Annotated in this window: 20 protein-coding genes; 5 read left to right on the forward strand and 15 right to left on the reverse strand. The window is 65.1% G+C overall.

Features of this window, described 5'->3' with window-relative positions; genetic code table 11:
* The first annotated feature begins 59 nt into the window (after positions 1–59).
* Complete coding sequence (locus HMPREF1529_RS10545; protein ID WP_016464788.1) at positions 60–500, forward strand: hypothetical protein; 441 nt, start codon at positions 60–62, stop codon at positions 498–500.
* Here the strand turns inward: HMPREF1529_RS10545 and HMPREF1529_RS10550 are convergent.
* From HMPREF1529_RS10550 to istA, 12 genes are all read right to left on the reverse strand, one after another.
* A complete protein-coding gene (locus HMPREF1529_RS10550) occupies positions 497–1,270 on the reverse strand; it encodes a metal-dependent hydrolase (protein ID WP_016464789.1) in 774 nt (257 codons plus the stop codon). The two genes, HMPREF1529_RS10545 and HMPREF1529_RS10550, sit on opposite strands and share 4 nt — an antisense overlap.
* A 2-nt stretch (positions 1,271–1,272) precedes the next feature.
* The gene (locus HMPREF1529_RS10555) at positions 1,273–5,319 is read right to left on the reverse strand and encodes an FtsK/SpoIIIE domain-containing protein (RefSeq protein ID WP_016464790.1); all 4,047 of its coding nucleotides are present in this window, start codon (positions 5,317–5,319) and stop codon (positions 1,273–1,275) included.
* A gap of 130 nt (positions 5,320–5,449) precedes the next feature.
* The gene (locus HMPREF1529_RS10560; RefSeq protein WP_016464791.1) at positions 5,450–5,995 is read right to left on the reverse strand and encodes a nuclease-related domain-containing protein; all 546 of its coding nucleotides are present in this window, start codon (positions 5,993–5,995) and stop codon (positions 5,450–5,452) included.
* 47 nt (positions 5,996–6,042) lie between these two features.
* Positions 6,043–6,210 (reverse strand): hypothetical protein, encoded by a 168-nt coding sequence (locus tag HMPREF1529_RS15880; protein WP_016464792.1) that lies wholly within the window; start codon positions 6,208–6,210, stop codon positions 6,043–6,045.
* 108 nt (positions 6,211–6,318) lie between these two features.
* Positions 6,319–7,680, reverse strand: coding sequence for a hypothetical protein (locus HMPREF1529_RS10565; RefSeq protein WP_016464793.1), 1,362 nt, complete (start codon positions 7,678–7,680; stop codon positions 6,319–6,321).
* 2 nt (positions 7,681–7,682) lie between these two features.
* Positions 7,683–7,997 carry a hypothetical protein gene (locus tag HMPREF1529_RS10570; RefSeq protein ID WP_016464794.1) on the reverse strand — a complete coding sequence of 105 codons (315 nt, stop codon included), beginning with the start codon at positions 7,995–7,997 and terminating at the stop codon, positions 7,683–7,685.
* A 124-nt stretch (positions 7,998–8,121) separates the two neighbouring features.
* A complete protein-coding gene (locus HMPREF1529_RS10575; RefSeq protein ID WP_016464795.1) occupies positions 8,122–10,524 on the reverse strand; it encodes a hypothetical protein in 2,403 nt (800 codons plus the stop codon).
* Between the two features lie 54 nt (positions 10,525–10,578).
* Positions 10,579–10,749, reverse strand: coding sequence for a hypothetical protein (locus HMPREF1529_RS10580; RefSeq protein WP_157533908.1), 171 nt, complete (start codon positions 10,747–10,749; stop codon positions 10,579–10,581).
* Positions 10,750–10,864: 115 nt separating this feature from the next.
* A protein-coding gene (locus tag HMPREF1529_RS10585; protein WP_157533859.1) for an IS3 family transposase occupies positions 10,865–12,057 on the reverse strand; the annotation gives its coding sequence in 2 pieces (ribosomal slippage) (positions 10,865–11,770 and positions 11,773–12,057; 1,191 coding nt in all).
* 51 nt (positions 12,058–12,108) lie between these two features.
* The gene (locus HMPREF1529_RS10595; RefSeq protein WP_232212111.1) at positions 12,109–12,621 is read right to left on the reverse strand and encodes a hypothetical protein; all 513 of its coding nucleotides are present in this window, start codon (positions 12,619–12,621) and stop codon (positions 12,109–12,111) included.
* Between the two features lie 862 nt (positions 12,622–13,483).
* A complete protein-coding gene (gene istB, locus HMPREF1529_RS10600) occupies positions 13,484–14,272 on the reverse strand; it encodes an IS21-like element helper ATPase IstB (RefSeq protein WP_016464798.1) in 789 nt (262 codons plus the stop codon).
* Entirely contained in the window at positions 14,272–15,474 is a 1,203-nt protein-coding gene (gene istA, locus HMPREF1529_RS10605) for an IS21 family transposase (protein ID WP_036283295.1), read from the reverse strand. Before istA ends, istB begins: the two co-directional genes overlap by 1 nt.
* Before the next feature lie 464 nt (positions 15,475–15,938).
* Here istA and HMPREF1529_RS10610 point away from each other — a divergent pair, with 464 nt between their 5' ends.
* On the forward strand, positions 15,939–16,622 hold the full coding sequence (locus HMPREF1529_RS10610; RefSeq protein WP_036283297.1) for a hypothetical protein: 684 nt from the start codon (positions 15,939–15,941) through the stop codon (positions 16,620–16,622).
* Here the strand turns inward: HMPREF1529_RS10610 and HMPREF1529_RS10615 are convergent, their stop codons facing one another.
* Genes HMPREF1529_RS10615 through HMPREF1529_RS16115 form a run of 3 tightly spaced genes read right to left on the reverse strand, consistent with a single transcriptional unit; the run spans position 16,623 to position 17,508 of the window.
* Positions 16,623–16,907, reverse strand: coding sequence for a hypothetical protein (locus tag HMPREF1529_RS10615; protein WP_016464801.1), 285 nt, complete (start codon positions 16,905–16,907; stop codon positions 16,623–16,625).
* A complete protein-coding gene (locus HMPREF1529_RS10620; RefSeq protein ID WP_016464802.1) occupies positions 16,904–17,170 on the reverse strand; it encodes a hypothetical protein in 267 nt (88 codons plus the stop codon). The genes HMPREF1529_RS10615 and HMPREF1529_RS10620 overlap by 4 nt, the downstream gene beginning before the upstream one ends.
* Positions 17,167–17,508 carry a hypothetical protein gene (locus HMPREF1529_RS16115; protein ID WP_036283300.1) on the reverse strand — a complete coding sequence of 114 codons (342 nt, stop codon included), beginning with the start codon at positions 17,506–17,508 and terminating at the stop codon, positions 17,167–17,169. The genes HMPREF1529_RS10620 and HMPREF1529_RS16115 overlap by 4 nt, the downstream gene beginning before the upstream one ends.
* On the opposite strand from HMPREF1529_RS16115, the gene HMPREF1529_RS16120 reads away from it, so the two are divergent.
* The 3 genes from HMPREF1529_RS16120 (at position 17,507) to HMPREF1529_RS15895 (ending at position 18,383) form a co-directional block, all read left to right on the forward strand.
* Positions 17,507–17,665, forward strand: a complete 159-nt coding sequence (locus HMPREF1529_RS16120) for a hypothetical protein (protein ID WP_198013056.1) — start codon at positions 17,507–17,509, stop codon at positions 17,663–17,665. The genes HMPREF1529_RS16115 and HMPREF1529_RS16120 overlap by 2 nt on opposite strands.
* A 241-nt stretch (positions 17,666–17,906) precedes the next feature.
* Positions 17,907–18,140 carry a hypothetical protein gene (locus tag HMPREF1529_RS15890; protein ID WP_016464804.1) on the forward strand — a complete coding sequence of 78 codons (234 nt, stop codon included), beginning with the start codon at positions 17,907–17,909 and terminating at the stop codon, positions 18,138–18,140.
* A gap of 57 nt (positions 18,141–18,197) precedes the next feature.
* Positions 18,198–18,383: a hypothetical protein gene (locus HMPREF1529_RS15895; RefSeq protein WP_157533910.1), complete on the forward strand. Its 186-nt coding sequence runs from the start codon at positions 18,198–18,200 to the stop codon at positions 18,381–18,383.
* Positions 18,384–18,556 lie beyond the last annotated feature (173 nt).

Genomic DNA, 18,556 nt, shown 5'->3' on the forward strand with positions numbered 1-18,556 from the left:
CTGACCGTGGGCGGGGCGTTGCACGTTCCATAGAATCTGGTGCGACGAGAGGAAGTGCGATGGCGGGATCGTGGCAGGAATCCTGGAACGGGTACACCCTGATGTTCAAAGTGGACGCAGGGGAGGTGCGTAGAGTCGGCACGACCCCGATCAGGTTCGAGGCGACGGACAAGATCGGACAGCTGGCCGCAGATGGGTACTTCCGGCATCGGCCCGAAGATCACGAGGACTCGAGCCTCGGGCAGTGGTTCGACGTTGTCGTGCTAGCGAGCTTGGATATCAAGGAAGGCCACAAGCGTACGGGTCTCGGTACGGCCATTGTTCGATCACTCGCGAAGACCTTCCCCCACGCGCTGATTGTCGGGGAGAACGCCAATGAGGATGCCGTCGCTTGGCACAAGAACAGGCTCGAGAAGATCCTCCCCTCCCGCATGCTTGATGTGCTCGACCCCGAAGTGCGAGTGACCCCCGGGGTCGCTCTCGACCCCGAAGAGCTCTAGGCGAACAAGAGTCGCAGTGCCGCGACGGATTCGCCGCACACGCCCCACAGTGCGTAGCCGCTGAATGCCACGAACAGCAGCTGCTCGCGCCACGATCCAGTGTCACCCAGCACCGGCGCTGCGAAAGCGCCGTGGGGCAGCCAGATTCGACTGATCAGCGGGATACTTGCCCACCCCTTCGGGGGCTTCACCGGGATCGGCCACAGGAGCGGTACCCCGCCCGATGTGAGCATGTCACCGAGAATGTGGGTCAAGTAGCCGGCGCCGATCGCCCATGGCAGCCATGCTGTCTGCTCAGGCGACAGCACCCCTACGAGCAGACCAAAACCTATCCCCACCATCCACGCGAGCGGCCAGGATCGGACGATCCTCAGTACCTTCGAACCGAATGTCACGCACGCGCCCGCCGCTATCGCCGCGCCGACATGGATGGTGGTGTCCCAGCCAGTCGGTGACCAGGTGAGCCGTCCCAGATAGATCATTCCGATGATGACCATCGCTACGGCGAGCAACGAGTGCATACCCTTGCGGTGCCCTCCTGATAGCGCTCCGACGGTACCCGCAGCGATGCGCCCCGCGATGGGAACCGAGTGGGCGATGGTCGCATTGTGGTGGTCGGCGTCGGGAAGGAGCGCGGCACCGGCGGCCACCCCGACCCCGAGGAGCACGGTGCCAGGTGTGAGCTCGTAGATGCCGAGGGCAGGGATCGAGGTTGCGGTCAAGGCGAGCCAGGCGGCAGCGCCGCTAGCTGCGTGGCTGGTTCCCATCATGGTCAGAACCTCTCTTCCTCCGAAAGCACGCGGCGGGGCGCGCCGAACAGGTCGTCGTCGATGACCGGTGGCGGAGGGACGTCGATGACGGGTGGTGCGATCCTCGTGGGGGGAACAGCGGCGGCGGAGTCCGCGGCGTTCCGGCCATGGGTAAGGCGTTCCGGCGTGGCTGCCGGCAGGGGGAGCACTCCGGCGGGAGACTCCCGCGTAGTGGACTCTGCCTCGGACGACGGATAGACGGGTACGACCTCACTGATCCCGAACATCGCCGCTGCGTCCTCGAGGAGCACGTGCAGCGGTGTACCGTCCGCGGATAGCTCGAACGCTGCCGGACTGATCCACTCGGCCCGGTCCACAACCCCGATCTCAATCAAACGAGCGAGGATCGCGTCCACGAGTGGATAACCGGTGGCCTCGGCGCCCGGCGGGAGTGTGTCAACGTCTATCGCGTCATCCGGGCACGACTCGTCGTCGATACCGGGCCCTGCAAACACGACTTCTCGCGCCGCAGTGACGGCGGCAGCCGGCGAATCCGAGGTGGGTGGAAGTGGGAGCGGACCGACGGGTTCCTCGAACAACCCGTCAAAGTCGATGTCGACGAGGCCGAGATCGATTTCACCGCCATCCCACGGAACAGTGACGACCTCCTCGTCCTCTCCGTCATCGCCGGCCTCCTCGCCATCGATGCGGCGACCGAACACCGGCCCGTTGTCGACTGAACGGACCATCGTTGATAGATCGATCACGTCTTGGGGATCGATCGGCGAGCGGGCCGCGGCGATGTGCTGTACGAGCGAGTCGACATGGTCGGGAGCGTCGTACCAGGACTGGATCACCTGTGCGCTCGACGCGGAAGATTCGAACAGGCCGCGACCCTTCGGGACGTCGTCGCCGAGCTCGGGCGCCGCGACAGCGTCCTTCAGTGCGGACATCCGGGAGCCGAACGTCGACTTGCCGAGGAGGATCGAAGAGGTGTTGCCCTTCAGCGATGTGCCGCCAGGGATCTTCGAGAGGGTGTCGGTCTTGAGTTCCTGACCGGCGAGAACGAGCGTGACGCCGGCAGAGCGCGCTTCACGGACGAGGCGACCGGACTTGCCACCGATGTTGCGGCGGTTCGCGTTGGACAGTTCGTTCTCCGCATGAAGGCGCTGTTCCTCATCCGTCGCGTTCGCTGGCAGTTTGGCGAGCTGCTCCGTGAACATCAGTGAGGTGAACTCGTCGACGAAGACGAAGATGTGTGGCGGTCGAGCATCAACGGGGAGATCGGTGTACGAGGCGACGCCGTGTTTCGCGTTCAGATTCTTCCTGCGCACGACCTCTGCGTAGACGTGGTCCATCAACGCGGACGCCTCACCATCGGTGACAGCGACCGCCTTCGCCCAGGGGAAAGCGAACTTGAAGTCAGCGGCGCCCTTTGTTGGGTCAGCAATGAAGACCTCACATCCACGGATGAGCGCTCCGGCGATGAGGTTCTGCAGCGTCGCGGACTTTCCCGAACCGGTGCCGCCAAGAAGGAGAATGTGCGGGTCGAGTTTCCAGTCATAGACGATCGGCTCGCCGGTCACGCCAGACGCGAACGGGATGCCTGCCGAAGACTCAACCTCGCCCCAGTCGAAGGGTGCGGGGAACGGCACAGGTTGCTCCGGGCAGGCGATCAGAGCGACCGTGTCGGGAGTGGGGCCAGCCTCGTCCTCGAGGTAGATGTTCCCGGTCGCCGGCATCAGCGTCCGCTTTGCGTTGCGGACCGCCGAACGGTCAAGCCCGGGCGGCATCCGGAAGATGAGCCGCTGGACCTTCTCATTCTTCGGTAGCGGCTCAGCCGAGACCATAGCGGGAACCTGCCCGCTGGTTGTGATCACCTTCGCATCGGTGAACGCCTGCTCCCAGTCGAGCGCTGTGCACATGTCCCGGTGTTCACGGCGAGCGAAGGTGACATCGGCCGGACGCGCGCCGGCGACAATCCGGCAGCCATCCTCGCTCGCTGTGACGCGCAGCCAGGTGACGCCACCCATGCCGTTGCGGATCTTCTCGACGTTCTGCTTCACGATCGCGAGCGTGACTGCGCCGTACAGCCGCAGCTTGATGTCCCAGATCGACCGTTCACTCGTGCGGGACGTGAGTGCGTTGGCACCGACGACCTCCGGGCGGGGGAGTTTCGCTGCGTCGAATCCCGCCATGACGGAGGCCGCGAGGACCCAGACAGTCGCGTCACGATTGCGGCCCACCGCCGGCATCACCCGTGCCGGGTTGGTCGCGATCGGCTGCGGAGACCAGACGACACGGAACGCTCCGTGGTGCCGCTCGCCTCCGCGTTCACCGGTTCCGTCCCAACGCTGCACGGATACGAACGGCGCATTGTTGAGCGTCGAGGAGAGAGACTTCTCCTTCACCTCTGTCATGTAGAGCTCTGAGGGGATGCCCTGCGGCATCATGAACGGCTGGGAAAAGATGTCCTCGCCCGTAGCAAGCTTCCGTTCTCCGTAGACCGCGTGCTGAATGTACGGTTGCTGCTCACCCATCTTCAAGACGTTCGTCCACCGTGCTCGCCAAGCTGCCGTGCGATCCAACTGCTCAAGGTGCACGGCGATCCCGTCTTCGGTGAAGACTGACTCCCCGTCGGTGAGGGCGCCGAGGTAAATGCATGCGTCCGCGGCATCCGGAACTGCTTCGACACCGAACATCGCCCGGAACTGGCCCGCAGCGAATCCAAGGGTGGCTCCCGGATCGAACGAGCACGACCAGCGAGTCCGCCACGCGGCAGGCTTACCGTCGTTGTCCACGGTGATCTTCTGGATCCCGAGCAGCATCGGCTGCGGCATGCTCGTCTGCGACACGATCTGGTGCGATGCCGCGGACCGCAAGAGCAGCTCGAATGTCGTCTGGTCGATGGCCGGGTCTCGCGGGTCCACACTCGAGTCAGTCGGCCAAGCCACGATGGTCACCTTGACCGGGGACTTCGATCCCGGCACGGGCTGACCCTGGCTGTCGAGGTCTGGTTCATTGAGCGCCATGACCCAGTAGCCGCCGCCGATGGCTGGGCTCATCTTCGGGAGAAGGTTGATCACCCCCTCTGCACCAAGGTGAGCGGGTGCTTCAAAGGTGTCAACCAGGACAGGAAGTTGCCCCTGCACGGCGAGCTCGCGGTGCTCCGTCAGACGGGGTGCAGGGTCAACCTTCAAGGTCTGCCAGCGTGTGTCCCAGGTTTCCCGTGCGGCAACGGTCTTCCGCCACCCGTCATGCGCGTTCGGCAGAGCGATCGCGCGAAGGACGAGGCTGGCAACGATGACGGCGAAGCCGGCGGCTGCGAGCTGCCACGGGACGATCAGCCAGGCGAGGTCGAACCCATTGATTACGACTGTCGCGATAGCGAACGCCGCGATCGCTGTGGCCGCTCCGGCGGTCGGGACGAGGAGCGGGCTCATGCCCTTCTCCGCAGCTGCGGACACCACGGCGCGCAAGTCGATCGCCGGGCGGGGATCCGACGGCGCCGCGAACTGACGGGCGGAAGCGTCCCACTGGCGCACCGTGATGTACATCGCGATCGCGTTCGGCCACATCATCCAGGACGCGGATTCGGGAGCGGCACCGATGATCGCGAGCTGATCAGCAGGCAGAGTGACGACGAGGGCAGCAGATCCCAGCGCAACCCACGCGTTGAGCGTGGACGCTAGCAGAAGCCAACCTGCGAATGCCTTGGTCCTTGCGAGGAAGCCATCTCCCGCACTCTCGAGTGCTTGTGTGAGCTGACGCGCATCATTGGGGAGCCAGTCGGCCGAGGCGATGAGCTTCCAGCGGAGCGCCGCGAACCGCTGGTGCGCGCGCATCTTCTTGCCCTCGCCCGGGTTGCCGACGGTGGGGTAGCCAGCGCTGTCCTTCTTCCCGGTCAGCTGAGGGGGCGTCGACATCCACGCAGCAACGAGCAACAACGCCCACGCGACCAGTGCACCAGGCAGGCGAAGGAGCGTCGCGGCGACTCCGACGATGACCGCTCCCGCCACAATGAACGGTGCGATGTTCGGCGTCGGGGCCGCGTTACGGGGTGCGGCCATATCGTCGCTCCTGTCGTGCGGTGGACGAGCAGCGAGGGTGAGTGCGCCGCAGTCCGTTTGGGTCTGTTGCTCCCCACCCCTGCGGCGATGACGGCACCTCGCCGACTGCTTTCAACCGAGGTACAGCGGCTCAGGCGTAGATGATGCGGGATATTGCGGAAACCACCTGCGGGTCTCCGGGGCGCGAGCCAGTAAGACGCGCGATGCGCCGGAGCGTGGACTGATCGTCCCGGCCGATCACTGTGGCGGTCGAGCGCGGCCGATACAGCACCAGGTTGGGGGAGACGCCCCCTGGTCCTGGCCACACGACCAGTACGCTGCGACGAAAGTGGGCGGCAACGCCCATGTTCCGGAGCATGCGGCCGATGCCTTCGACGCCGGTCTGCAAAGTCTTCTTGTCGCAGTGCGCGGCGAGTTCCATACCTCGCCGAGTCACACCACCGAGAGTCCAATAGAAGCCGGCTCGCCAGACTTTCGAATCGAGCAGGGTCACGTCCCGGCCGGAGATGACGACGTGATCGATGTTGGCGGTGAATCCCGGAATCGGGATCCGCACGTCGTGGATGACGGTGGGGCCGCTCTCACGCCCTGCAAGTTGGGCGAGTACGCGGCCCGTGCGCGCCTCTCCGACGGCGCCGACCTTCCCGACATCACCGAATCTGGAGTCCGCGATCACCGATCGACCTGCTCGACCGATCACAGTGCCTTGCACGTGTGAGGCCATCAGCCGATCCACCCCGACACGAGCGAGTAGATCAGTCCGATCGCCGCGGCAGCGAGGATCGACCCTGCCGTGATCGCACCGGCGCGTGTGGAGAAGAAGCCTGCGATGTCGTCGGCGTCACGGCTGACGCGATCGCGGTAGCGGCCGAGGGGTCCGTCGGAGTTCATGCCATCCACCCCTGCGGCACGACCGCGATTCGAATCCGATTCGTGCGGGGGTCGGTATCTCCGCTCCTGCAGCACGAGCCGCGTCCGTAGTGGTTCCCGGTGTTGGGTTCAGAACACCAGTCGTTCAGGGACCTTCGTAGCAGCGGTCGCACCGTACCCGCGGTCGGCGTTGTCGCGAGGCGCACCGCTCGCAGGATCCAGAATCAGGTGCGGTGGTTCCTTGAACCCGAAACGTTGCAGCGTGATGTCGGATAGGTTCCGAGGTTGACGGCCGCGGCGCAGCTGGTGCGGGACAAGGCGGAGGCCAGCTGCGTAGTGCGCGACCGCGGTCGGCGCGTACATCCGCTGCGGTGGGCGAATCGCCGAACCGTCCAGTAGGGAGACGTCTTCCCGCCCGCCGGCGGGGCCGGTCGGGCGTTGCGCTGACAGGAAGAGAAACTCGTCCGAAACCTCATGTCGGGCCGGGAACCAGTCACGCCAGTCGACGACAAGCATCCGACCCGCGGTGCGGTTATGGATGCTCCCCGGTCGGAATCGAGTTGCACGCGAGATTCCCTTGCGCACCTCGGCGTCGAGCGATCGCCGCGAACCTCGGCCAGCGTTTGTCCGGTCGGCGACGACGAACACGACGATGAAGCCGGCATCGTCGAGCGGCCGACGCTCCATCGCCTCAGCCCACAGGAATGCCTTCTGCTCGGCCGCCTTCGACCACGAGGCTGTCATCTCGACCACGATGCGCACCCCGTCGCCGCGGACGATTACTGCATCTCCGGCCTTCTGGCTGTTCGCAAGCGCCGGTGGGACATCGGCCCCGGTGGCCGTGTAAGCGATGTCGCGCATCAGTGACTGCCGCTCACCAAGCGCGGTCGCAACGGGGAGCAGCTCCGCCACGCGAAGGATGAGCTCGGTCGTGAGAACGTTGTGCCGGTCATACTGACCGCCAGTGAGGAACTTCTCGCCGGCGGTCACGGACACCCATTCGCTGTACGTCATCCTTGGCTTCATCAGCTGGTCGAACGCGTGCGAAGCGGACGGGCGAAGCATGCGTGCGCGAACTGCGGCATCCCCGGATGCACCGGGCATCCACAGCGATCCGGTGTCGATCAGATCGAGCGCGAACATGTCCCCGAGCGCACGAGAGACATGCGAGTCGGAGAGGTGGCGGTCGGTGAGAGCGGCGAACTGCTCGGCGGTGACAGTGCGCCACGATGCGAGCACACCGAGGAGGTCAAGCTTCGCCTGCCACTGGTGGTCTATGCGCGCAAGAGCGGTATCTCGGTCCGTCGACAGATGCTTTGGTCGCTTGCCAGCGAGGCCCGCATGCTCCATCCGTTCAAGGTGCTCACGCGACGCCCACTGTGCGACCGAGCCGTGCTGCCAGACGCCGTCCCAGTACGGGTCGAGTCGTGCAGCAGAGCGGTGCGGATGCCCCGGCATGTTCGTCGGGATCGAGCCGATCGGGTACGCCACGGTCAGGAGATGAAGAACCGTACGACGCCGCCCAGGCCCGCGAACAGGAGGATGACCCCGGTGATCTCGTCGAACTTGCGTCTGCCAGGGCTCTGATCGCGTACCGGAATCAGGGAAATCGCGCCGACCAGCAGCACGACGCAGTACTCAATGAGAGGAAGGACGGAGGTGACCTCTGGCGAAAAATCGATCCAGCGGAATAGCCGATTGGCCATCAGAAGGACGCCCACGACTGCCAGCGGCAACTCCACGACGAGTTTCTGCGTCGAGGTCACTCGAAGACCGGTAATCGTCTTGGTGCTGCTCGTGTCTGCCATCGCTACTCCTTGTGATTCGAGGCGTTCCTGATCCACATGCACGGCGCTCATTCCACCTGCGCTAGCTCGTCGGCGCTGAGCATTCCCGGCCAGTCGCATCGTCAGCCGACGAGTATCGTGCGCGTCACGTAGTCCACACGAGCTCGTCGCGCTGCTGCCGCCAGTTCGGCACCTGGATGGTGAAAGGGTCGTTGCGGCGGCCGCCGGCAGTGGCGCGGACGATCGCATGGAACTGCGGGAGGTTGACGATGTCGCCCGGCTCCCAGGTGTCACCTGACTGCACGAGGTCACGCACGAGTTCCGCGACCGTGTTCGCTTCTTCCTGGCGGAAGATGACCAGGCTGCCAAAGCCGAGGAACGTGCGGCGTACTTCTTGGGCGAGTGTCTCGGGGGTCTGCGTCGCGAACACGCATCGGACGCCCAGCGCGCGGTCGTCGTCGCGGAGCGCGCGGATGACGCGGTCGTTCGTGTTCGCGATGTGCTTGACCTCGTCGGCGAAGATCGAAACGGCACGATTCTGCTCGAACCATCCGACGCACGTGCGGCGGATGTCCTCACGGAGTGTGTAGAGCAGCAGCCCCGACATGTCCTCACGGAGCTTGTCGTCCGGGAGCATCCCGGACGGACCGATGCCGGTGTTCAAGACGACGGCGACATCGGCTTCTAGAAGCTGCGGCCACGTGTACCTGATTCCCCGCGACCACCAGTGCTCGACGCCCATGAGTGCAGCGATCTTCGTGCGCGGCGCGTCGACGAGTTGACCTCGTTGCGCGGGAGTCTTGCCGTCTCCGTAGAGCGGCGCGAGCCGACCTGAAATGTAGGCGAAGCTCGCGGCAGCCGCATTGTGCGGGTCTGCGCCGGCGTTCTTGATCGCGGCAGCGAGTTCGACGCCGAGAGCGTCCCCGGAGTTCGTCAGCAGAATGTCTGCGTAGTAGAAGGGTGACGCGCCAAGGCGCACGGGCGCGAGCGTAACCGACTGAGCGATCTCGGGGGAGTGGGCGAGCGCGAGACCCGCCTCCAGAACGCGAGTGAGTGTGTCGAACGAGCGTGGACCGATGGATACCTCACCCCAGATGTAGACGAGCGCGGCGACGACCTTCCGCGCCCATGCGTCGACGCCTTCACCGGGCAGGACAGGGAACAGATCGATGCCGATTGGGCATGAGGGATCCAGGACGTGGATGATCGTCTTCTGCGGGTCCTGGTTGTAGTCCAGCCATCGTTCATACTGCGCGCTAGCGAGACCGTCGCCCTTGGTGTCGAACGCGACCATCGCGTGTCGAGCGGGCGCTCCGGGGACCCCGGAAGGGCGTACTCGCTCGCGTGACGCGGCGCCCCACAGATGCTCGAGTAGCGCGGTCTTACCGGATCCCGCCTGACCGAGAACCGCGAGGCCTGCATACGCGGCCCCGGCATCCAGATGAACGAGCTGATCATCGTTGATGCCGATCGGCGGACCGATGCGATCTCGCATGCACGACGGCGCCGGACGTGCCGCAGTCGTGGCGCCACCGGACGCGCCGGAGTGCGGAGCGATGAGCGCGAGCGGGATGTGCGGTCCGACGAGAAACGACGTCGGAGCGAGCGGATAGTCACCGCCGAATTCAGCCTGCGTGTACTGCTCGCCGTCCTTGTTCGTCCGCTGCTTCTCGGCGCGCGGTTTCCGCGCCGGCGCAGCGCGCTTCGGAGCTGCGGGAACGAACCCCCATTTGAGCTCGCCGATGAGTGTGCGCAGTTCGCTCGGCAGGATGAGCTTCCACGTCCCGAGAGCACCCGCCGCGAACACCGCCGCTGCAGCCAACGGCAGCCAGAGCGGGAGCGCAATGTGTAGCAGCATCGTCAGGAACCCGATCGCGAGAGACAGCCCCGCGCCGGCAACCCAACGCAAGATCTCCCGAGCGACGGTGATCTTCCGAGGGACGACGTTCAGGCCGAACCCGGGGATACCCGAAGCGACGCGCGACACGATGTCGGCGGCTCGGTCAGGGTCTCTCCCGCCGGCGTACAGAGACATGACGACCGCGCCCGGCAGACGAGAGTGATGAGTGCGCATCGCGTGGTGATCGAGCCACCTCGCGTACTTGCGGGACTCGCGGTACTGGGCGGGCTTCCGGATGCTCATCGCGACCCACTCACCCTCCATCAGGAGGTTCGCGACGATGCGCGAGAGGGTCGTGAAGTCTGCGCCAGCTTGCGTGTCCATCATGGGTCGGGCGCCACGTGCGATGCCGATGTTCGCGAACCCGCCAGCGGCGACAAGATCGGGTACATCGTCAACTTCCGTGGAGCGAGAGTTCATCGCTTGTGCGAGCGCGAACGCGACCGACTCCTGGTTCTGCGCGTCCTCGGTGACGAACGAGTGCTCGAGCCTCCCAGCGGCTGTCTTCATCGTCACGAACGTCGCCCCCGTAGGGGCTCCGGCCAGCGCGGACGCCGCCTCGTTTGCAATGTCGGTCGGGGACGAGTGGATTGCTCCCGCCTTCGTCAACTGGAATGCACGAACCCCGAACTTGGAGTGGCTGCTCATGCGGGACCACCCCTGCGGCAAACCGCGGCGTAGCGAGCCGGTCTTCGGGGCTTGTTACCCCGCCTGTACGACGCTCAGTCGCAGCTGAAGATAGCCGTTGCCGCGGTACTTGCCGTCAGCCGCGTAGCCAACAGGAAACTCGCCATCTTGCTTCTCCCAGCCGAGGGTAACGACGGAGAGACTGGCGCCCATGTCGATGGGCCAGTCGCCAGCGTTCGTGTACATAGACATGCTGCCGGCGATGGGGCGAAGTTGGATCGGGACGTCCGATAGCACGGTCGCTCCATCCCACACCTCGGCCACGTTCGGGACTGCTGCACGGATAGGTGACAGGTTGTAGTCACGCCGCCAGTGCGACGGTCGTGTTCATGATGGTCTCGAACTCGATGGGCGTCAAACGGCCCAGGCGGGCCTGCCGTCGTCGGCGGTGGTAGGTGCGCTCGATCCAGGTCACCATCGCGATGCGCAGCTGCTCGCGGGTGGTCCAGGGGCGGCGGTCGAGGACGTTCTTCTGAAGCAGCGCGAAGAACGATTCCATGGCGGCGTTGTCGCCGCTCGACCCGACTCTTCCCATGCTCCCGACCATGCGGTGTCGGCTGAGGGCGCGGAGCATCTTCCGGCTGCGGAATTGAGATCCCCTGTCCGAATGCACGACGCAGCCGGCGACGTCGCCGCGCATCAGGGCGGCGTTCTCGAGCGCCTGGACGACCAGACGGGACTTCATCCTCGAGTCGATCGAGTACCCCACGATCCGGCCGGAGTAGACGTCCTTGATCGCGCAGAGGTAGAGCTTGCCCTCGGCGGTCTTGTGCTCGGTGATATCCGTCAACCAGAGCTGGTTCGGGGCGTCGGCGGTGAACACGTGCCGGGTTCGGCCGTGCTCGTCGATGACGGCGCAGCGGTCGTCGTGGACGGGCGGGCCGGGCCGGCGGGCCTTGCTCCGCTTGGGCTTGCCGAACGCGCTGAACCAGCCGTTGCTGGAGGCGATCCGCCACGCGGTCCGGTCCGCCATCGCCTCCCCGTTGTCGCGGGCCTCGTCGGCGAGGAGCCGATGGCCGAACTCGGGGTCGTCCTGGTGGGCGTCGAACAGCGCGTTCGCGCGATACGCCTCGACCACCTCACTTGGGGTGATGGGGTTCGTCAGCCACCGGTAGTAGGGCTGGCGGGAGAGCTTGAGCACCCGACACGTCACCGTCACAGGGATCCCTGCGTCGGCGAGCTCGCTCACGAGCGGGTAGAGCCTTTTCCCGGCAGGTTCGCCTGCGACAGATACGCCGCCGCGCGGCGGAGGACCTCGTTCTCCTGCTCGAGCAGACGGTTCCGCTTCTTCAGCTCACGGATCTCCGCCGCCTCGGTCCGGGACTGGCCGGGCTTCGCACCTGCGTCGATGTCGGCGCGACGCATCCACTTCTGCAGCGTCATCGGGTGAACACCGAAGTCTTTCGCGATCTGCTCGATCGTCACTCCGGGCTCACGGTTACTCGCGACGCGCACGACGTCGTCACGGAACTCGGACGGGTAGGGCTTGGGCACAGCAACATCCTTCCAGGCCCACCCCCGCGGGCAAGCCAGATCAGATGTCACCTATTCGTGCAGCAGTCCCTTCTTACCGCGAAGCGTGACAGCTACGCCGTTGTCCGTTCCGACGGGCGGAAAGTAGAACTCAGCCTGCAGACCGTGAATGGTCGCCGCTGTGCCGTCGAGGTTGTCGGCCGCATCGTTGGCCATGTACACCATCAGCTCAAGCTCGTCGCCAGGCTTCGCTCTGATGTAATCCCTGAACTCGCCCTCGCCGGCGGTTCGGACGCGGACGAAGTTGCGTTCGTCGCCGACTGCGGGGTTGTCAGTGATCGAGTTCAGAACGGCATAACCTGCGGGGTGCTTGCCGGTGAAGGTGTCTCGTTTCGGCCCCCAGCCCGCGTGCCAGATCTCTCCAGCCGGTGCGGGCGATGGTACCGCCGCTCCGGTCGCCGACGCCGACGCCGCAGCGGTTGGCTCAGCAGAGTCAGCTTGTTGCGCGGGCGTCTTCCAGAAGAATGCCCACGCGGTGAAGAGAAGCGCGACAACGCCAACGACCGTCCCCACCCAGACGAGCACGTGCGCCGTCCTCGCCCGCTGATCCGTCGTCCCCACGCGCTCATAATCCTGGAGTCCGGCCCACGGGCGCAAGTCGCAGGCGTGCCCCCTCGATATGGGCACATTTCGATACACACAAGTGTGTCTATATGGAGGCGAGGAGCGCGATAATCGCCCACAGCGCCGCGCGCCCGCCCCCGCCCGGTTCCCCCAACCCCTGTTGCCGGCTCTTCCTTCGGCGTTCCGACACGTCCCGCGAGCGGGTCGTGTCGTTCCGTCTTCGGTGCGTGTCGGCGCCCTTGCCGCGGAAGCGGCTGCGGGTCGTCCTGCATGATGTCGGCACGGGGGCCGCCTTCATGCGATGGACGAGGGTTGCCCGCTCTCAGCCACTGCGTGGCTGTTCGTGGGCTGCGCGGTCTGCTGCCGTGGACGGCATCAGACCTGGCTTGGGGGACTCCTGGCCGGAGGGGCTGCCATCCACTATGTGTGCGGCTGTCGGGTGGTTCTGTCGTGGCGGTGCGGTCGAGGTGTTTCGTGTCGGCACGAGACGCTTCAATTCGTGTGCGGGAGTGGACCTGTGAGGGGGTGAACGGGCACGCGGTAGGCATACGGTTCGTGAGTGTTCAGAGTCACGCTTCGAGATGCTCCTTACTGTTACGGCGCGACACCAGTTGGTGTGTTCAGACGGGTCAACGGGAGCGCACAAAGGTCACCACCAGCACGTTGCGACGAGACGCCCTAACCATCCCGGGAACCGGACCAGCACCAGCAACGAAACGCAAACGACCAGCACCATCACGCCACTGCACGCACCCCTGTCGACGACGCTCGAAAATGAGGCCAACACGACGCTCGAAAACGAGGCCACCTGGTTGTCGTTTGCTTAGTCTGTCGGATCTTGTGTCTTGATGCTGGGGAGGCTGTCGAGGCCGCGTCCGCGGAGTCGGTAGCTGGCGCCTTTGAGGGTGAGGACGTCGGCGTGGTGAACGATCCGGTCGATCATCGCGGCGGCGACGGCTTGGTCGCCGAAGACACCGCCCCAGCCGCTGAAGGGCAGGTTCGAGGTGAGGATGAGCGAGGCGTGTTCGTAGCGGCTCGAGACGAGTTGGAAGAACAGGTTCGCGGCGTCTTGCTCGAACGGGAGGTAGCCGACTTCGTCGACGATGATCAGTCCATAACGGCGTAGCCGCGCGAGCTCCTTCGCTAGGTTCCCTTGCCGGTGGGACTCTGTGAGGCGGGTGACCCAATCCGTCGCGGTCCCGAAGAGGACTCGGTGCCCGTGGCGAGCTGCGACGATCCCGAGCGCCGTGGCGAGGTGTGTCTTTCCGGTCCCGGGAGGGCCGAGCAGGACCACGTTCTGCGCTTCGAGGAGGAATCCGCCGGAGGCGAGTGCGGCGATCTGCTGTCGGGTGGCGGGTTGCGCGTCCCAATCGAAGTCCTCCAGTGTCTTCCTGCTCGGGAACCCGGCGGCTTTGATCCGCAGCTCCGCGCCGGAAGCATTGCGGGCGCTCACTTCGCGTTCGAGGACGGCGGCGAGGTAGTCCTCGAACGACCAGCCCGCATCCCGTGCCTGATCTGCCATCCGGGCGGCGGCTTCGGTGATCCGGGGCGCTTTCAGCGCGCCCGCGAGGTAGGTGATCTGCTTCACTGACTCCGTGCTCTTCGTGACCATCAGGCGACTCCTTCGATCCCAAACGCCCGGTCATAGTCCGCGAGATCCCGACTCAGATCATCGACCGGCGTCGTCCGGGGCTGCTGGAACTGTTGCCGCAACCGTTTCGCCGCCTCAACGTGTGCCGGGTCGGTGATCGTGGAGCCGCGCGCCCAAACGCGGGCGTGGTCCGCGACAACCCGGCCATCGAGCCTCACCCGGACCCGGTCGAGGTCCGCGGTGATGTCAACGATCCGTCCGATCGCTGCGGGCTCAACCGAGTAGTCCGATGCGTCGAGTCGAACGTAGTAGTCCCGGCCGAGACGAACTCGTTCCCGCCAGCCCAGTTGTAGCGGGATCGGCGGCAACGGCAGCATCCGAGCCCGGTCGTGCCCAATCAGATCGACCGGGCGGGCTTTGGTCGTGCGAACCACCCTCGCGTTCGCCTTCTCGAGCCAGTCCTGCAGCTGCGCGTTGAAGTCCGCCGGGGAAGTGAAGGTCCGGCCGGGCATGAACGAGGTCTCGAACCAGCCGTTGCGGCGCTCGACGATCCCCTTCGATTCCGGGTCGTAGGGCTTGAGCTGCATGACCTTCGTCGCGAGGGTCCCCGCGAATGCCGCGACTCCTTGGGCGAGGCGGCCGCGCTGACCGATGCCGGACTCGTTGTCCCAGATCAGCCGCCGCGGAACCGCGCCGAGCTGTTGGATGAGTTCCCAGTGCCCGAGCAGCAGATCCTCCGTCTTCCGCGTCGGAATCATCCTCGCCGTCACGAACCGGGAGTGCGCCGCGACGATCACCAGCACCGGCAACAGCACCCGTGTGCCGTCCTCGAGGGGGATCTTCCGCGGCGGGAACCAGAGATCGCACTGCGCCGCGTCACCCGCCGCCCAGGTGAGCCGGTCCGCCGGGTCAACGGGGCGATGTTCAGGCCTCAGCCGCCTCACGTTCTCTCGGAACCACGTGATTGATCCGGACCACTCGACGCGCTCCGCGATCACCGTCGCCGGCATCGACGGGTGCTCTGCCAACAGCGCTCGCACTCGCGCCTCGAACGGCGAGAACGACGTCGGCTGCACTGGCCGCTCATACTTCGGCGGTCGCTCCGATGCCAACGCTCTATCGACCGTCGACCGCCCGATACCCAACTGCCTCGCGACCTGCCGCTGCGGCACCCCATCCGCGACGAGCCGCCGAATCAACGCCCAATCTTCCACTGAGATCACCCACCCAATCTGTCTGGGTGGCCTCGTTTTCGCCCGTCGCTAATGCGTCAGATTCGAGCGTCGCCGACAACCCCACGGGAAGTCAACCCCCGGAACACGCAGAAGACCCATAAACCTCACCAGACACAGGCCCGCACCAGCCCCCGAAACAAGCCCGCCCCGGAACAGAAACCACGCACCTTCAAGCGAAAAGCAGCACAACGCCACACCACGGGCAGCACGTCGAACCGCCACAACACGCAACGAACAGCCACACGCGAGAGCCCGTCAGGGCGCGAGCTCTTGAGTATGGCCCAGCGGAGGGGGTGGTTGCGCCTGTAGAGTGCAGACCGGGGATCAGGGTCGGTCCCCTGGGCTACCGCCGCGCGGCACCCTGGTCGGGTGCGGTCGCGGTGATGATGTCTCTCGGCTATCGCCGCGGCGCCCCGGATGACCGGCTCCGATAGACAGGGTGTGATGAAGAGATGCCGTTGAACGTTCGCATGGGGATCGCGTCTTTTGACGCGATGCTTTCCGTCGTGCGCGTGAACCATCTCGATGTCGAGACGGTTATCGTCTCGTGGGATCGGAAGCACCGTTCGGCTGCGGTGATGGGTTTGCTCGACATCGACGGTCAGCTGGTGGATGTACGTCCAGATGTGACCGGCCGGCTGACCTCGCTGTTGCAGGCGCCGATGCATCCCGACGTGCTCCGTCTTGCGTACCCGGACGCGGATCTTGTGCTGTCAGGTCAGGTGTCATTGTCGGTGTCGGTGCATGAGCCGACGTGGGCGCGCGTGCTCGACAATGTGGAGCTTCGTGTTCAGGCGGGACTTCGAGTCGCGTCGGAGGACATCGTTACTGCGGTGTGGGTGACGCTTGAGGCTGCGGGGCAGCCGAACGGGTCGGTGACGTTGGAGCGTCGGGTGATGTTTCCGGAGCTTCCCGACGACATTGTGTTCGAGCCGGCCTGGCTGTCAACTCGGCAGGAGGGTGCGGGGGAGCACGTCTCCTGGGGTGACGCGACACGGTCGTTCCCGACGCAGGAGATCACGCGCGCGCTGATGGTCTTGATGAATGAGCTTGCGGTCCGCCATGAGCGGGAGACGAACCTGACGGAGTCTTCGAACGGCAAGCTCGTGCTCACGAAGGCTGTTGTCAGCCTGTAGTCAGAACTCGTACTCGGCTTCGTCGAGGAGCTGGTCAGCGGTGGTGGCTATCGCCCGCGCGATCGTTCGCGCGTTTTCTGCGGTGACTCCGATGCGAAGGTGGCCGGCGAACGTGATCGGTGTCAGCTCGTCGACGGTGCACCCCTCGACGGCGTCGAGGAGGTCGCCGCTGATGCGTAGGGCGTCGTACGGGCGATAGGCGACGACGTGGGTACCGATGGCGATGGCGACCCGGTCGTGAGCTTCGGTCTTCGCAACTTCGATGGTGGTCTCGTAACCGTTCATGCGTTCGGTCCTGTCTCAGCAAGGATCATCTCGGCGAGGGTTATGGCTCCACGAGTGCTGATGGTGATCGTCCGCTCGCTGAGCTTCATGACCACATCTGTGCGGCCGCTTCCTGCCGCTGCTTCGACGTCGTCGAGCAGTGCGCGCGCGAACGTGATGGCATCTGAGTAGGTCATCGCGTGGGTGTGCTTGTCGGTCACGGTGGTGAGTGAGACGGAGTGCTCGTTGATCTCGACGCGCAGCTGAGAGGGTGTCCCTGTCACTGGTGTGCTCCGATGATTTTGCGCAAGCGTGCCGCCGCGATGTTCGCCTGTTCGATGAGGATGGTGAGCGGTCGCACGTGCTGGACGAGGGCGCTGTCCTGCATCGGCAGGGGTGTGTTGCTGACGATCTGTTCGATGAGTGACTGTGCGTGCGCGGCGACGAAGATGCGGTTCTCGGTGAGAACGGTGATGGTGCGGTTCGCGTGCAGAATCTGGGGTGCCTGATCGGTGCTGATCGCGTCGGCGTGGGCAACTGCCTTGCGGAGACGGTCGATGCGGAGGTCGATGGTCTTCTCGTGGGGATCGAGCATGGTGATGTCGGGGGCGATGCTGTTCATGTTGGTCCGCACATGCACGGCGCTCCATGCCGTGCATGTGCAGGTGATGGGTGAACGATTGATCGAACTCATCGTGAGTGTCCTGTTGATGCTCACGCTTGGCGCACTCTTCGCTGTTGCCGGCTTCATGTCCCTGTCGGCGGTGATGATGGCGTGATCACCATCGCGCGGTCTGGGCCTCCGATGAACGATGCCTGTGGTTGTCGATGCCGTTGAGTCGCAGTTCGAAGACACGACGAATTGAACCGGCGTATGTGGGCAAGCAAGTGTCCTATCTGTCAGCGGATGATGCGGGGTTGGAGATCGACACCGTGAACGCTCCAACGGTTCTGTCGGTGCAGTTGCAGGGTCGTGATGACGCTGCAACTGCGGTTGGGAATGCTGTGCATGTGGGAGCCATGACCAATCCCACGCACGCAGGTGAAGAGCGCCGTCCGAACCCCGCGAGCGTTCAGCGGTGGCGTCGCGGAAGTGACGGAGTGATCGTCACGACCCGCGCGCGGGGCGTGTCGGAGTCGTCGTTCACTTCGGTGCTGGTCACGCGTGAGGACACCGGTCGCTCTTACTGGGCGACGTGGCAGGGACTGATGAGGAAGTACGAGCCGCTCGACGCGGCAGGTGGGAGCGAGTAGATGGCTGAACGGATGAGGGTCACTGGTGGCAAAGTCACCGTCGAGGCTGGTGCACCCGTGACGAGTGTGGATTTCGCCGGCGGTGAATTGGTGCTGGAGATCGGGGTGACCCTGCGCAACTGCACGATCGACGCTCAGACGGTCGTGTCGACCGTGCCCGCCGGCGTCGTCGACGAAGAAGAACCGCCCGCTGACGCGTTCGCCGCGCCACCGGCGCCTCAGCCGACGGGCACGGAGCTGTGAGTTCGTCTGAGGAGCGCGAGCAGGGGGAATTCGTTGTCACGTTCGGGATCGTTGGGGTGACACGGTTCACGGCGCTGACATGCCGTTCTCATGGTGGTCATGATGCCCTTCGATGAGTCTCTTCACCCTCGAGGTCAGGCTGCAAATCGGGGCTGGTTTGCTGCGCTTCAGCA

Source organism: Microbacterium sp. oral taxon 186 str. F0373 (genome assembly GCF_000411455.1).
In the GTDB taxonomy this organism is placed as follows: domain Bacteria; phylum Actinomycetota; class Actinomycetes; order Actinomycetales; family Microbacteriaceae; genus Microbacterium.

Excerpts from the sequence above, each read along its gene's own strand:
- HMPREF1529_RS10545 (WP_016464788.1), top strand. The coding sequence starts at position 60 with ATGGCGGGATCGTGGCAGGAATCCTGGAACGGGTACACCCTGATGTTC.
- HMPREF1529_RS10550 (WP_016464789.1), bottom strand. The coding sequence starts at position 1,270 with ATGATGGGAACCAGCCACGCAGCTAGCGGCGCTGCCGCCTGGCTCGCC.
- HMPREF1529_RS10555 (WP_016464790.1), bottom strand. The coding sequence starts at position 5,319 with ATGGCCGCACCCCGTAACGCGGCCCCGACGCCGAACATCGCACCGTTC.
- HMPREF1529_RS15880 (WP_016464792.1), bottom strand. The coding sequence starts at position 6,210 with ATGAACTCCGACGGACCCCTCGGCCGCTACCGCGATCGCGTCAGCCGT.
- HMPREF1529_RS10570 (WP_016464794.1), bottom strand. The coding sequence starts at position 7,997 with ATGGCAGACACGAGCAGCACCAAGACGATTACCGGTCTTCGAGTGACC.
- HMPREF1529_RS10575 (WP_016464795.1), bottom strand. The coding sequence starts at position 10,524 with ATGAGCAGCCACTCCAAGTTCGGGGTTCGTGCATTCCAGTTGACGAAG.
- HMPREF1529_RS10580 (WP_157533908.1), bottom strand. The coding sequence starts at position 10,749 with ATGTACACGAACGCTGGCGACTGGCCCATCGACATGGGCGCCAGTCTC.
- istB (WP_016464798.1), bottom strand. The coding sequence starts at position 14,272 with ATGGTCACGAAGAGCACGGAGTCAGTGAAGCAGATCACCTACCTCGCG.
- HMPREF1529_RS10610 (WP_036283297.1), top strand. The coding sequence starts at position 15,939 with ATGCCGTTGAACGTTCGCATGGGGATCGCGTCTTTTGACGCGATGCTT.
- HMPREF1529_RS10615 (WP_016464801.1), bottom strand. The coding sequence starts at position 16,907 with ATGAACGGTTACGAGACCACCATCGAAGTTGCGAAGACCGAAGCTCAC.
- HMPREF1529_RS16120 (WP_198013056.1), top strand. The coding sequence starts at position 17,507 with ATGTTGGTCCGCACATGCACGGCGCTCCATGCCGTGCATGTGCAGGTG.
- HMPREF1529_RS16115 (WP_036283300.1), bottom strand. The coding sequence starts at position 17,508 with ATGAACAGCATCGCCCCCGACATCACCATGCTCGATCCCCACGAGAAG.
- HMPREF1529_RS15890 (WP_016464804.1), top strand. The coding sequence starts at position 17,907 with ATGACCAATCCCACGCACGCAGGTGAAGAGCGCCGTCCGAACCCCGCG.